We start from the raw sequence: 13039 nt of genomic DNA on the forward strand, positions 1-13039 counted from the left end.
TATCTCTTTTGAATGAGCAGACTGGTTGATTGTCTGATCAGGTAAAGTAGAACATGGAGATAGAGGGGTAGCCTGTGCCTGTTGATGCACTGATGCATGCAGTTGATAAAAGTGATGAATTGGTCTAAAAGAAAGACATGATGCAGTTTAGGCACCACTCCATTCTTACCAGAGTATTATCTGTTACCGTCATTGCGCTGCTGGTTCTTACCGTTGCATTGCACTACAAATTAAGTGAGCAGCAGGGTGATGAGCTTAATGCCCATATCGAAGATAACTTCAGTACCCTGAAAGCGGAGATGACCTCGGAGACAGCTATCAGAACGCACTGGATGGAGTCTGTGCTACTTCTACTTCAACGTTCTATTGACTCAGAGGCCATCACTAAAGCACTTGAATCAGAAGACCGGCAGCGCCTTGCATTGTTGGCGGCAGATTATTTTAAGACACTGCAGCAGAATAATCAGGTTACTCATATGTACTTCATGGATGCTGAGCGCCGTGTTGTGCTGCGCATGCACCAGCCTGAGCGATATGGCGATATCATAGATCGCGTGACGGCAAAGCAGGCGGAGCTAACAGGGCAGCGGGTGGCGGGTATTGAGTTAGGCCCCTTAGGAACACTGACTTTGCGTGTGGTTGTGCCCTGGACTCTGGGGGCGAGAAGAATTGGTTATCTGGAGTTGGGCATTGAGCTGGAAGACATTCTTGCAGGTATTGAGCTGGATAACTCTTTTCGCATTGTGCTGGCTGTGGATAAATCACATCTGCATAAGGATGTGACGCATAGAGTGAATGGTCGTTGGTCAATGTTTAAAGGCTTTGTTTTACTCTATCCGGAGGAGAGGGCCAAACAGCTGATTCCGGTCATAGAAGCGTCGCTGGATCGTAAAGATGAGTTGCCTCATGTTATTCCGATGGGTGATATCTATTATGGTCTGAAGCATACCCCGTTTCTGGATGCATCAGGCCGGGAGATTGGCCAGTTGATCATGCTGCTGGATCTCTCAACGGAAAATATTGATTTGAGTAGAGCTCTGTATACAACGATGGCCCTGTTTGTCGGCTTTATGGTGTTCTTTATTCTGCTCTTATATCTACTGATCAGTCGCAGTGAAAAAGCCCGTCGTGCTGCAGAGAGCAGGCTTGAGCTTTATGGCGAGGCATTCACCAACACCATTGGCGGCATCATGATTACCGATTGCAAAGGTACAATTATTGATGTGAATGCTGCGTTTGAGAGGGTGACTGGTTATAGCAAAGATGAGGCTGTCGGTCGCAATCCAAGTATGCTGAAGTCAGGCCTGCAGGATGGGCAGTTTTATCAAAGAATGTGGCATGCGATTCAGGAACGTGGCCAGTGGCAGGGGCGTATCGTTAATTGTCGTAAAAATGGCGACATCTATCCGGAACACCTCTCTATCACGGCTATCTGCGATGAGCATGGCGTGGTGAAAAACTATATCGGCGTATTTCTTGATGCCAGTGAGCAGGAACAGCTGCAAGAGCAGTTCCAGCAGGCTCAGCGTATGGAGTCACTCGGTACACTTGTCGGTGGCATCGCTCATGAATTCAACAATATGCTGGCAGGCATGACCGGCAATCTCTATCTGGCCAAGAGTGAGGTTAAAGAGCATGTCGCCGCGGTGGAGAAGCTGAACACTGTGGAGTCACTGGCATTCCAGGCCGCAGATATGATTAAACAGCTGCTTACCTTTGCCCGAAAGGGTACAACCCGAACTGAAGAGACAAACCTTGCACTGTTTTTGAAGTCCTCCAAAGAGCTGTTTCAGCTCTCCTTGCATGAGGATGTCACTCTGAAACAGCAGATTTCTGATCAGGAGATTACTGTTGATGTGGATCGAAGCCAGCTGCAGCAGATATTGATGAATCTGATTAACAATTCAAAGGCTGCGCTGCAGGGTGTGAACAAACCTGAAATCTCCATTATCCTGGACCACTATGTCGCAGATCACTCGTTTCTGAATAGATTTCCTGAGCTGAAAGGCAGTGAGTTTGCCAGGATTACGGTAAAAGATAATGGCGCGGGTATAGAAGAGCAGTGTCTGGAAAAAATATTCGAGCCATTCTTCACCACACGAGAGGTGGGAGATGGGGCAGGCTTAGGTCTCTCTATGGTGTTTGGTGCCATCAAGGGTTATGGCGGAGTCATTGAGGTGGATAGTTGTTTGGGCATGGGCACATCCATGCATCTCTATATTCCGGCCCTGAGTAAAACTTCAGAGATTATGGATATTGAGGCTGAGGTGAGCACAGGGCACGGTGAAACCATTCTGGTGGTTGATGATGATGAGCTGGTTGTTGAGACAGCCTGCAAGGTGCTGAGCAGGCTGGGTTATAAAGTGTTGAGTGCAGCCAGTGGCAGAGAGGCAATCGCGCTGTTTGAAGCGCATCAACACGAGATCGGCGTGGTGATACTGGATGTGGTGATGCCTGGACTCAGTGGTCCGGAAACCGCCGATCTGATCCAGATTATCAACGAGGATGTTACCATTATTTTTGCAACCGGTTACGACACTACCGACACATTGCATAAACGTATTGAGCATACTGGAGAGCTGGTGCTGAGAAAACCTTATCAGATCTCGGTATTGAGTCAGATACTCAAAGAGATACTCAACCGCTGAATCATTTCCTGCTGGTATTAAAAAAGCATTCCTTTTTCATATATTATCGATAACAGTTACCGCTCTGCACCGCTGCAGGGTGCAAGGTTCTGTGTTGGCGGGGAAACTGTTACACTCCCGCAAATTTTCCGCAGCTGTTAGCTTTTTCCCTGAGCTGAGCTGACACAAAAGGATTGATGCAATGAATGAGAATGAGATTCTGGCAATGTATGAGGATGCAGGTGCGCTGTTAAACGGCCACTTTATTCTTTCAAGCGGCAGGCACTCTGCCCGCTATCTGCAGTCGGCACTGGTGTTGATGAATATCGATAATGCGACCGCTCTGGCTGGTGAGCTGATCGGCAAGGTTGATGCTGATAAGATTGATATGGTGGTCTCTCCGGCTATTGGCGGCCTGGTAATTGGTCAGGAGGTTGCACGTCTGCTGCGTAAGCCGTTTATCTTTACCGAGCGTAAAGAGGGCGAGATGCAGATGCGTCGTGGTTTCTCGATTCCAGAGGGCACAAAGCTGCTGGTGGTTGAAGATGTGATTACTACTGGTGGTTCTGTACGTGAATGTATGGAGGTTGTGCGTCAGTTCGGTGGTGAACCTGTGAAGGTGCTGGCGGTTGTCGATCGTGCGCCGGATGCCGAGGGTCGCTTTGATGTGCCTTTTGCAACAGCTATCAGTCTGGATGTTGAGACCTATGCAGCCGATGCCTGCCCAATGTGTGCAGAGGGGCTTCTACCGCCTGTGAAACCCGGCAGCCGTGGCGCAGCCTGATTAGATACTACCCTGCAAAGGGTGCTTGTGATGAAGGGCACGGCAGTTTCATTGTGATCTGTTACGTTTGCCCGGAGAGAGAAATGAGGAGTTTAAATGAGTAAACCTGTACTGCGATGTTTCCCGTTTGGTGGGGTCGGCGAATTCGGTAAAAATATGATGGTCTATGCCATTGATGATGATGCCGTGATTGTCGATTGTGGTATGGGTTTCCCTGATGCCGGACAGCATGGTGTTGATGTGGTGGTACCGGATATCTCATCCCTGCATGAACTTGGTTTGAATATTCATGCCCTGCTGATTACCCATGGCCATGAGGATCATATTGGTGGCATGCCACATCTGCTGCCGCGTCTGGGGCTGCCTGTTTATGCCTCAGAGGTGACGCTGGCACTGATTAAGGCAAAACTCTCTGAACGCGGTTACAAGGGCGATCTTCGTCGCCTGCCTGATGATGGCAGCAGTGTTAATGTCGGACCGTTCAAAGTGGAGGGGGTTCCTGTAACCCACTCGATTATGGATGCCGTATCGATCGCCATTCACACCGTCCTTGGCATTATTGTGCATACCGGCGATTTCAAAATCGACCCGGCCCCTATCGATGGCCGTAGCACAGCCATCCATCGCTTCTCGCAGCTCGGTGATAAGGGCGTGCTGCTGCTGGCCTCTGACTCGACCAATGCGACCCGCTCCGGCAGCGGCCCATCCGAACGTGTGGTTGGTCCGGCACTGAAGCAGGCTGTTTCCCAGTGTTCTGGCAGGGTGATTGTCACAACATTTGCCTCCAATATGTTCCGTATCCAGCAGATCATTGATGCCGCTGTAGCCAATGGCCGCAGGGTGGCAGTTGCCGGGCGCAGCCTGGAACGCCATATGGATATCACCAGTAGGCTAAAACGATTAAATGTTCCCTCTGGAACACTGATCGATATCAAAAAGACCGCTGATATACCTGCCGATAAACTGCTGATTATTGCCACCGGTTCGCAGGGAGAGTCACGTGCTGCACTGGCACGACTGGCGCAGAATAGATTTACCGGTCTTAAACTTGGCCATGGTGATCTGGTCATCTTCTCTTCGAGTAATATTCCGGGCAATGAGCGGGTGATTGCCGGTCTGTACAATCATATCTATCGCTGTGGGGCTCGAATCATGCACGCTGGGCAGGCTCCGTTGCATGTATCTGGTCACGCTCAGGCGCATGAGTTGAAGATGATGATGCAGCTGACCAGACCAACCTACTTCTATCCTGTGCATGGCGAATACCGTAATCTGATCGAACATCGTGATCTGGCGGTCTCTGCCGGTATCCCGACTGATCATACAGTCATCGCTGAGAACGGATACAGCGTGATTGTTGATGAGGATGGCGTGCGACAGGGGCCGGAATTCCATGCCGGAGCTGTATTTGTTGATGGTGATGCCCGTGACGAAATTGATGGCATTGTCTTGCGTGATCGGCGTGTGCTGGCCGATGATGGTATGATCTCAGCCTTTGTGCTGCTCAGTAAACATGAAGGCAAACTACTCGGTGAACCGGAGCTGGTGGCGCGTGGTGTGCTGCATGAGGATGTCAGTGAGGAGGTGCTGGAGGCTGCAGGTAAAGCACTGCGTCACTTCCTTGAAGGTATGGATAAAGAGTGGCTTACGGATATGGATGCTGCCAAAGAGGAAGTACGTATCTTCCTGCGTCGCTGGTGTAAAAAACATATTGGTCGCAGACCGATGGTGCTGCCCATCGTGCTGGCACTGTAAGTTGGGCTACAAGGAGACCTGATGGATGTTCGTCTGTTAGTTCGCGAATCACTGGCGCTGTTGATTGCCGGCATAGTTATTGTGCTGGTATTGGCGATGTACAGCTTTTCGCCACTGGATCCATCACTGAATCGTGAAACCGGAGATGCAGCACAAAATCTGACCGGCATGGTCGGGGCTTACGCCTCTGATTTTATCTATCAGCTGTTTGGTTATGCCGGTTGGTTATGGGTCACGCTGCTGGTGGTGTTGACCATACGTATTGGCTGGGGTCACAAGCCCTATATGGGCAGCTGGACTTCGCTGTTCTGGTTGCCTGTTGCGCTGTCGATGGCAGCACTGATGCATGCCCATATTCCTGCCGGTTCTGCGGTTGATCTTCTTCAGCTTCCGGCTACACCCGGTGGCGCCTTGGGTGCGATGCTGGACACTGCACTGCTTGAGCCACTGCGTAGTATTGGTCGGGATGTACTGCTGTTGACACTGCTGCTTGCCAGCCTTGTTGCCGCCACCCATCTCTCGCTGCTGATGTTGTTGCAGAAGTGTTATCAGGGCTTGGCCTTTGCTGCCTTTTATCTGTTAAGCCTTGTGCAGGGGCTCTTCTCCAAGGCTTCTGAACGCAAGGATCGCATGGAAGCGCGGGAAGTGCGTAAAGAGGTTCGTAAGGCTCGTCCTAAGCGGGCAGCCAAAACTGAACCCGAAGTGACCAAACCTGCCAGGGTCAATGTATCACGTCAGGCCAAGGTACAGCAGCAGGCCGAACTGGCATTTTTTGATTCCAGTGAGTCAGGTTTCAAGTTGCCCTCACTGAATATCTATGGTCGGGGAGAGGGGGGGCAGAAGTCCCACAACCCTGAGGCGATGCAGGCGATCGCTCGCATGCTGGAGAAGAAGCTGCTCGACTATAAGGTGGATGGACAGGTACTTGCCGTGCATCCGGGACCCGTGGTGACGCAGTTTGAGATGGAGCCGTCACCGGGTACCAAAGTGAACCGAATTATTGCCCTGCAGGATGATCTGGCCCGCTCCATGGCTGCGGTCAGTGTGCGCGTCGCGGGTAATATTCCGGGTAAAAATGTGATCGGTATTGAGCTGCCGAATGAGGAGCGGGAGATGGTGGTGATTCACCAGGTGCTCTCCAGCAAAGAGTTCGCCAACCGCAAACATATTCTGCCGATTGCGCTCGGCGTTGATATTTCAGGGCAGCCGGTGGTGGCTGATCTGGCCCGCATGCCGCATCTGCTGGTGGCCGGTACAACAGGTTCGGGTAAGTCGGTAGCGATCAACGCGATGATCTGTTCACTGCTGATGGTGAAGACACCGCAGGATCTGCGCATGATTCTTGTTGATCCGAAGATGCTGGAACTCTCGGTTTACGATGATATTCCGCATCTGCTGGTGCCGGTGGTGACCAATCCGCATAAAGCGGCCAAGGCACTGGCATGGGCAGTGTATGAGATGGAGCGTCGCTATCAGCTGATGAGTGATGCCAAAGTGCGTAATATTGATGGTTATAACAAGGCTGCCGAGAAAGAGGAAGATACAGAGCGTCTGCCCTATATTGTTATTGTTATTGATGAGCTGGCCGATCTGATGATGGTGGCAGGTAAAGAGGTGGAGCAGTCGATCTGTCGTATCGCTCAGAAGGCGAGGGCGGCGGGTCTGCATCTGGTGCTGGCAACGCAGCGACCCAGTGTGGATGTGATTACCGGTCTGATCAAAGCCAATCTGCCAAGCCGTCTCTCATTTCAGGTCTCATCGAAGATCGATTCAAGAACCATTCTTGATCAGATGGGTGCAGAACAGTTGCTGGGTAATGGCGATAGCCTCTTCTTAAGTGGTGGCCGTGATCTCAAACGTGTACATGGTGCCTTTGTATCGGATGCCGAGGTGATTGATCTGGTCGATCATCTCAAGGAACAGGGCGAACCGGACTACCGCGAAGAGGTGTTTGAGGCACCGACTGCAGATGATGCCGGAGGCCCTGGTGGCATGAGCGGCGAAGAGCATGATGAGAAATATGATGAGGCCGCTGCTCTGGTAATTGAGAAGGGGCAGTGTTCTGTCTCTATGGTGCAGCGCTACCTGCGCATCGGTTATAACCGTGCCAGTCGTCTTGTAGAGCAGATGGAGCGTGAAGGGCTCGTTTCAGAGCCGAAATCCGGTGGCATGCGCAAGGTACTGGCTCGCTCTGAATCTGATGGTGGCGGTGTATTCGAATGAGACCGTTGATCACTACTGTAGTGAGTTCCCTGTTTGCCCTGCTGTTGCTGGCCTCACCACTGCATGCCGCCAAGGTGGAGCAGGTCTGGAAACTTGATGGCCATGAGAAACCTTCGCCCGATTTTTTTGCCGAGAGTATCCAGCGGCTTGCCGATCTGCCGGGTTTTCAGTGCCACTTTGATCAGTTAATGGTGTTCAGTGATGGCGGCGGGCAGAACTTCTCCGGAGAGGTGGCGCTGCTTAAACCTAAACGTTTTCGCTGGTCGTATGAGAAACCCTATGATCAGCTCTATGTCGGTGACGGTTCGGTGATCTGGCACTATGAGCCTGATCTGATGCAGGCTGAACGCTTAAGTGATCTGGAGCAGGTTGATCCGGCTGTGATGCAGCTCTTGGATGGACGTGTTTCGGTGAAAGATGTAGAAGTGATGAGTCAGGAGTTCGATAGTGAACTGCAAATCAGACGCTATCAGGTACGCATTCGCGACTCCGCAGATGTATGGCTGGGCTTCAATAAATTGGGTGATCTGGTAGCTATTGAGCGCATGGATCTGCTGGGTAACAGCAACCGCATGCGACTCTCTGAGTGTTCGTACGTTGCACCTTCAGCAAATCTATTTAGTTTTACGCCGCCTGAAGGTGTGGATGTGCTTGATCTGCGCTCGGCAAACCGTGAATAAGGAATATTGATGAAAAAACTAATTTGTTTGATCACTGCTGTAATGATGGGAGGAACATGGGCTCATGCCGGTGGTTTTGCCCAGCATAGCTACTCTGCTGCGGCTGCCGGTGTTGCCGATGCATTTGCTGCTACCGCCAATGATGCTTCAGCGGTCATCTATAATCCTGCCGGTATCGCCTGGCTGCCCGGTGTCACCGTTACCGGTGGTATAGGTCTCTACTATCGCGATAACTCAGTAAAAATCCCGGCCGGTATCGGCCCGAATGATGGTACAGCGCCATCCAGTGGCCATATCTATGCAACCTGGGCTCCGCTGGATAGTCGTTGGGGCATCGGTTTCGGTTTTGTGCCGACCTATCAGATCAATAATGACTGGAGCAGTACCTTTGGTGCGGCTTCAGGTATTACTAAAGTGACCGTGGATCATGCTGTTTTTAATGGTGTCTATGCCATCAATAGCTCACTGGCTGTGGCAGCTGGTGTCGACTGGTATCTCACCCGTGCCACCCTGACGCAGGGCACCAGTAGTTTTGATGATAACGATTATGCCACTGTCGGTGGTCACGCCGCTCTGATGTGGAAACCTGCTCCGGCCTGGAGTTTGGGCGCGACCTATCGCTCAGGTGCCAAAGTGACGGTATCCGGAGGGGTGAATCAGGAGTTCGCATTTAAACTGCCTGATGAAGCCACACTTGCTATTGCCCATGATTTTGCAGATGTGTGGCGTCTTGAGACCGATGTGAAGTGGAGCCGCTGGTCGGCGCTGAAAGATATGAATGTCACTGCTGCCGGTGTTGTGGTGCAGGGTAATACACTGCAGCTGCGTGACACCATCACCGCCATGGCCGGTCTCACCTGGACCTGGTACCCGGGCAGCCAGATGCGTCTGGGTTACGCCTATGATCAGGGTGCCAATAAGGTGGCCGGTTACAATCCGATTATGGCTGATCAGGATGGTCACCGCGTTAGTCTGGGTATTGGTGGCGTTATCATGAACAGCCATATGGATCTCTCCTACAGCTATACCTACCATAATAAGAAAACTGTTACCGGTGCCTATGCCGGAACCTATCGTGATCGTAATCAGGCGCTGGTTTTCTCTATCACCAAAACCTTTGATTAAGATCGCTACCTAGGGGCTGTCGCATGGCACAGCAGGTATCACTTCTTCATCCTGAGGCCGGAGCTGGCTCAGAGATCGATATCAATGTACCGCTGGCGCACCGCATCCGTCCTAAATCTCTTGCAGAAGTGGCCGGTCAGCATGAGCTGACCCGAACTGACTCATGGTTTGCCGCAATGATGGCAGAAGGGCGCTGCATCTCCTGTATCTTCTGGGGACCTCCGGGGGTGGGTAAAACCACGCTGGCCACGATGATGGCTGATGCGGCCGGCATTCCCTTCAGGCAACTCTCTGCTGTTTCTGCAGGTAAAGCGGAAGTGCAGCAGGTGGTTAAGCAGGCCAAAGCCGAGGGTCAGACATGGCTGCTCTTTCTTGATGAGATTCACCGCTTTAACAAAGCCCAGCAGGATGTGCTGCTGCCCTATATCGAGGATGGCACACTGGTGTTGGTCGGTGCTACTACGGAAAACCCCTCATTCAGTCTGAACAATGCACTGCTTTCACGTTGCCGCATGATTGTGCTCAATGCCCTTGAAGCCGCTGATATCGCATCGATTCTTCAGCGTGCCGTGGCTTATCTGCAGCAGCAGTCATCCGAATTCGCGGTTGATGCTGATGCGCTGAACTGGCTGGCGGAGGGTAGTGATGGTGATGCCCGTTATGCGATCAATGCCCTGAATGCGCTGTTTGAATCGGATCGCTCAAAAAGCTGGGATAAAAAGGCGGTGCAGGCGCAGAGCCTCAGGCGTGCTGCCCGCTATGATCGTGATGGCGATGCCCACTACGATCTGATCTCCGCACTGCACAAGTCTGTGCGTGATTCCGATGCTGACGGTGCCATCTACTGGCTGGCGCGTATGCTGGAGGCTGGGGAGCAGCCGTTGTATATCGCTCGCCGGTTGATTCGTATGGCTACCGAAGATATCGGCCTTGCCGATCCTAAAGCACTGAATATCACACTCGATGCCCACCGCATGTTTGAGATTCTCGGCTCACCAGAGGGGGAGCAGGGGCTTTTTGAGGCGGCGATCTACCTCGCCCTCGCACCCAAGAGTAATGCCGCTTATATGGCCGAAAAGAGTGCGAGAAAACTGGCCAGAGAGACGCAGCATACCGATGTTCCCAAGCATCTGAAAAACGGACCGACCAAGTTGATGAAAGAGCTGGGGCATGGCGCCGGTTACCAGTATGCACACAATGCAGTGGACGGGGTGGTCAATCAGCAGCATCTTCCCGATGGTGTGCATGGTCAGTTCTATCAACCAGTCGAGCGCGGCTTTGAACGTACACTTAAAGAGCGAATAGATTGGTTGAATGAGAGAAGGGGAGAGAAAAGGTGACAGCTCAGTTGGTGGCAGTGGCTATTGGTGGTGCGGCAGGTGCAGTGATGCGATGGTTGATGGCATCGGGTATCCAGCGCATGGCTGGCGGTCCGTTTCCCTGGGGTACATTCGCTGTCAATGCGATTGGTAGCTTCCTGCTCGGTTTCCTCTTTGTCTGGCTCATTGAGCGCTCTACAGTCAGTGAACTGGTACGTCTGGCACTCACGGTTGGTTTCCTCGGCGCATTTACCACCTTCTCTACCTATTCACTGGAGTCGATCCGCCTGTTGCAGGAGGGGGCTCTGGCTCTCGCTCTTGGTAATGTCATCGGTCAGGTCGTTGTCTGCCTCACCCTGACATGGCTGGGCATTCAGCTGGCCCGCACCCTCTAAGTAGCCTGAGCTAAATCGGGAATCCTCGACCTTCGTTATACTATAACAATCCACATTATCAATTATGTAGATCTTTAATTTCCCCTATAGATCAGTAACTTGAACGCTGTAGTGAGCCGGTATCTCTGCACTTTCTGAATTTCCTGTTATAATATTAGGATAACGTGATGCTTGACATATAACAATATTATAATATCTTCACGCGATAATTTGAATTCGATCACTATTGACGTTTAGGAAAATGAAGGAGGAAACATGTCGCGAATCGTAATTTTAGGTGCAGGCATATCTGGCCATACTGCAGCCAGGTATCTTGATAAATGGATAGGAAAAAAACATGAGATTATCGTGGTTTCCCCTAATGCCAAATGGAACTGGATTCCATCCAATATCTGGGTAGGTGTGGGTCAAATGACCGAACAGGACGTGACCTTCGATCTGGCTGAGGTCTATAAAAAGACCAATGTCGATTTCCGTCAGGCCAAAGCGCTCTCTATCAACCCAGAGGGAAGTGGCGATAGCGACAAGCCATTTATTTCTGTTGAGTACACCCTTGAGAGCAGAGCCGGTGAGCAGGAGAACATTGAATATGACTACATGATCAATGCGACCGGTCCGAAACTGAACTTTGGCGCTACCGAAGGATTAGGTCCGGATCACGGCTTTACTGTATCGGTCTGTACTGCTGGCCATGCACTTGAGGCCAATGAGAAGCTGCAGGCGACCATTGATAGAATGAAAGCCGGTGAGCACTGCACCGTGGTGATCGGAACCGGTCACGGCATGTGTACCTGTCAGGGTGCGGCCTTTGAGTATATCTATAACGTCGATCACATTATTCGCGAAGCCGGTGTTCGCGATATGGCCCGTATTGTCTGGATCAGTAATGAGTATGAACTCGGTGATTTCGGTATGGGCGGCGTACATATCAAACGTGGTGGTTACGTCACCAACGGTAAAACCTTCGCTGAATCCCTGATGGTTGAGCGCGGCATTGAGTGGATTACCCGTGCCCATGTGAAGAAGGTTGAAGCTGGCCTGATCCATTATGAAACATTGGACGGCGAGTTCCATGAGCAGGCGTTTGATTTCTCCATGCTGATTCCACCCTTTGCCGGTGTTGGCCTGAAAGCTTTCGACAGGGCCGGTGAAGATATTACAGGTAATATCTTTGCACCTAATGGCTTCCTGAAAGTCGATGCTGATTACACACCACGCCCATTTGAGGAGTGGAGTGCCAAGGATTGGCCAAGGAACTACCAGAACCCAATTTATAAAAACATGTTTGCCATCGGTATCGCCTTTGCACCACCACATCCGATCAGCAAGCCAATGCAGAGTGCCAACGGCACACCTATTGGCCCAACTCCACCACGTACCGGTATGCCATCAGCAACCATGGCTATCGCTGTGGCTCAGAGTATTCGTGATATGGTTAATGGCGCTGCTGAACCAACCCATACCGCCTCGATGGCAGAGATGGGTGCGGCATGTGTGGCCTCAACTGGTTCACACATATTTAAGGGTACAGCTGCAACAATGACTGTGTTCCCGGTTGTGCCGGACTTTGAAAAATATCCTGAACATGGACGTGATATTAACCTTACTACCGGTGAGATCGGTTTGGCAGGTCACTGGATGAAGTATATTCTGCACCACACCTTCATCTATCAGGCTAAGCTGAAACCGGGCTGGTCACTGCTACCAGATTAATAGAATAGATATTTATAAATATTTTTTGAGGAGCATGACATGGCAAATAAACCAACCAATAAGGAGCCTTATCAGCAGGCTTATTATCCACCAGCCCCGACCGGGTTTACCAAAAGTATGCGGACATCTGTTATCTGGCAGTTCTACCGCTTTATCGTCATCAATTTTAAAATGCTTAAATTGATGTCGAAATCGCACCACTGATACCCAAGGGTATTAACCGCTGAAACACCAAAGCCCTCTGCGCAAGCAGGGGGCTTTTTTTATTTTCAGCAATCCACCCATTTATCGTCTGAATCGCTACCGATTCTCTAGACACTTCTGAGCTCTTCATAATATCGCCGTTCAAACTCGATTGGCGACAAGTTGCCATTATAACCATGTTGCCTGACTGAATTGTAGAACATTTCGATGTAGT

The 13039-nt window shown here is 51.1% G+C and carries 10 protein-coding genes; all 10 read left to right on the plus strand.

The window, feature by feature from the left end:
* The first annotated feature begins 137 nt into the window (after nucleotides 1-137).
* Nucleotides 138-2648, plus strand: coding sequence for a PAS domain S-box protein (locus F3F96_RS09005; RefSeq protein ID WP_176962928.1), 2511 nt, complete (start codon nucleotides 138-140; stop codon nucleotides 2646-2648).
* A 181-nt stretch (nucleotides 2649-2829) separates the two neighbouring features.
* Nucleotides 2830-3411: an orotate phosphoribosyltransferase gene (pyrE, locus tag F3F96_RS09010; protein WP_176962929.1), complete on the plus strand. Its 582-nt coding sequence runs from the start codon at nucleotides 2830-2832 to the stop codon at nucleotides 3409-3411.
* A 96-nt stretch (nucleotides 3412-3507) separates the two neighbouring features.
* Nucleotides 3508-5166, plus strand: a complete 1659-nt coding sequence (locus F3F96_RS09015; RefSeq protein WP_176962930.1) for a ribonuclease J — start codon at nucleotides 3508-3510, stop codon at nucleotides 5164-5166.
* 21 nt (nucleotides 5167-5187) lie between these two features.
* On the plus strand, nucleotides 5188-7389 hold the full coding sequence (locus F3F96_RS09020; RefSeq protein WP_176962931.1) for a DNA translocase FtsK: 2202 nt from the start codon (nucleotides 5188-5190) through the stop codon (nucleotides 7387-7389).
* Nucleotides 7386-8069: an outer-membrane lipoprotein carrier protein LolA gene (locus F3F96_RS09025; RefSeq protein WP_176962932.1), complete on the plus strand. Its 684-nt coding sequence runs from the start codon at nucleotides 7386-7388 to the stop codon at nucleotides 8067-8069. Before F3F96_RS09020 ends, F3F96_RS09025 begins: the two co-directional genes overlap by 4 nt.
* A gap of 9 nt (nucleotides 8070-8078) precedes the next feature.
* On the plus strand, nucleotides 8079-9194 hold the full coding sequence (locus F3F96_RS09030; protein ID WP_176962933.1) for an OmpP1/FadL family transporter: 1116 nt from the start codon (nucleotides 8079-8081) through the stop codon (nucleotides 9192-9194).
* A gap of 23 nt (nucleotides 9195-9217) precedes the next feature.
* Nucleotides 9218-10534: a replication-associated recombination protein A gene (locus F3F96_RS09035; protein WP_176962934.1), complete on the plus strand. Its 1317-nt coding sequence runs from the start codon at nucleotides 9218-9220 to the stop codon at nucleotides 10532-10534.
* Nucleotides 10531-10908: a fluoride efflux transporter CrcB gene (gene crcB, locus F3F96_RS09040; protein WP_176962935.1), complete on the plus strand. Its 378-nt coding sequence runs from the start codon at nucleotides 10531-10533 to the stop codon at nucleotides 10906-10908. The genes F3F96_RS09035 and crcB overlap by 4 nt, the downstream gene beginning before the upstream one ends.
* A gap of 255 nt (nucleotides 10909-11163) precedes the next feature.
* Nucleotides 11164-12621: an NAD(P)/FAD-dependent oxidoreductase gene (locus F3F96_RS09045; protein ID WP_176962936.1), complete on the plus strand. Its 1458-nt coding sequence runs from the start codon at nucleotides 11164-11166 to the stop codon at nucleotides 12619-12621.
* Between the two features lie 39 nt (nucleotides 12622-12660).
* The gene (locus F3F96_RS09050) at nucleotides 12661-12825 is read left to right on the plus strand and encodes a hypothetical protein (RefSeq protein ID WP_176962937.1); all 165 of its coding nucleotides are present in this window, start codon (nucleotides 12661-12663) and stop codon (nucleotides 12823-12825) included.
* The last annotated feature ends 214 nt before the right edge of the window (nucleotides 12826-13039 follow it).

The sequence above is a fragment of the Mariprofundus sp. NF genome (assembly GCF_013387455.1).
Taxonomy (GTDB): domain Bacteria; phylum Pseudomonadota; class Zetaproteobacteria; order Mariprofundales; family Mariprofundaceae; genus Mariprofundus.

Excerpts from the sequence above, each read along its gene's own strand:
- F3F96_RS09050 (WP_176962937.1), top strand. The coding sequence starts at position 12,661 with ATGGCAAATAAACCAACCAATAAGGAGCCTTATCAGCAGGCTTATTAT.
- F3F96_RS09020 (WP_176962931.1), top strand. The coding sequence starts at position 5,188 with ATGGATGTTCGTCTGTTAGTTCGCGAATCACTGGCGCTGTTGATTGCC.
- F3F96_RS09045 (WP_176962936.1), top strand. The coding sequence starts at position 11,164 with ATGTCGCGAATCGTAATTTTAGGTGCAGGCATATCTGGCCATACTGCA.
- F3F96_RS09005 (WP_176962928.1), top strand. The coding sequence starts at position 138 with ATGATGCAGTTTAGGCACCACTCCATTCTTACCAGAGTATTATCTGTT.
- F3F96_RS09035 (WP_176962934.1), top strand. The coding sequence starts at position 9,218 with ATGGCACAGCAGGTATCACTTCTTCATCCTGAGGCCGGAGCTGGCTCA.
- F3F96_RS09030 (WP_176962933.1), top strand. The coding sequence starts at position 8,079 with ATGAAAAAACTAATTTGTTTGATCACTGCTGTAATGATGGGAGGAACA.
- F3F96_RS09025 (WP_176962932.1), top strand. The coding sequence starts at position 7,386 with ATGAGACCGTTGATCACTACTGTAGTGAGTTCCCTGTTTGCCCTGCTG.
- F3F96_RS09015 (WP_176962930.1), top strand. The coding sequence starts at position 3,508 with ATGAGTAAACCTGTACTGCGATGTTTCCCGTTTGGTGGGGTCGGCGAA.
- pyrE (WP_176962929.1), top strand. The coding sequence starts at position 2,830 with ATGAATGAGAATGAGATTCTGGCAATGTATGAGGATGCAGGTGCGCTG.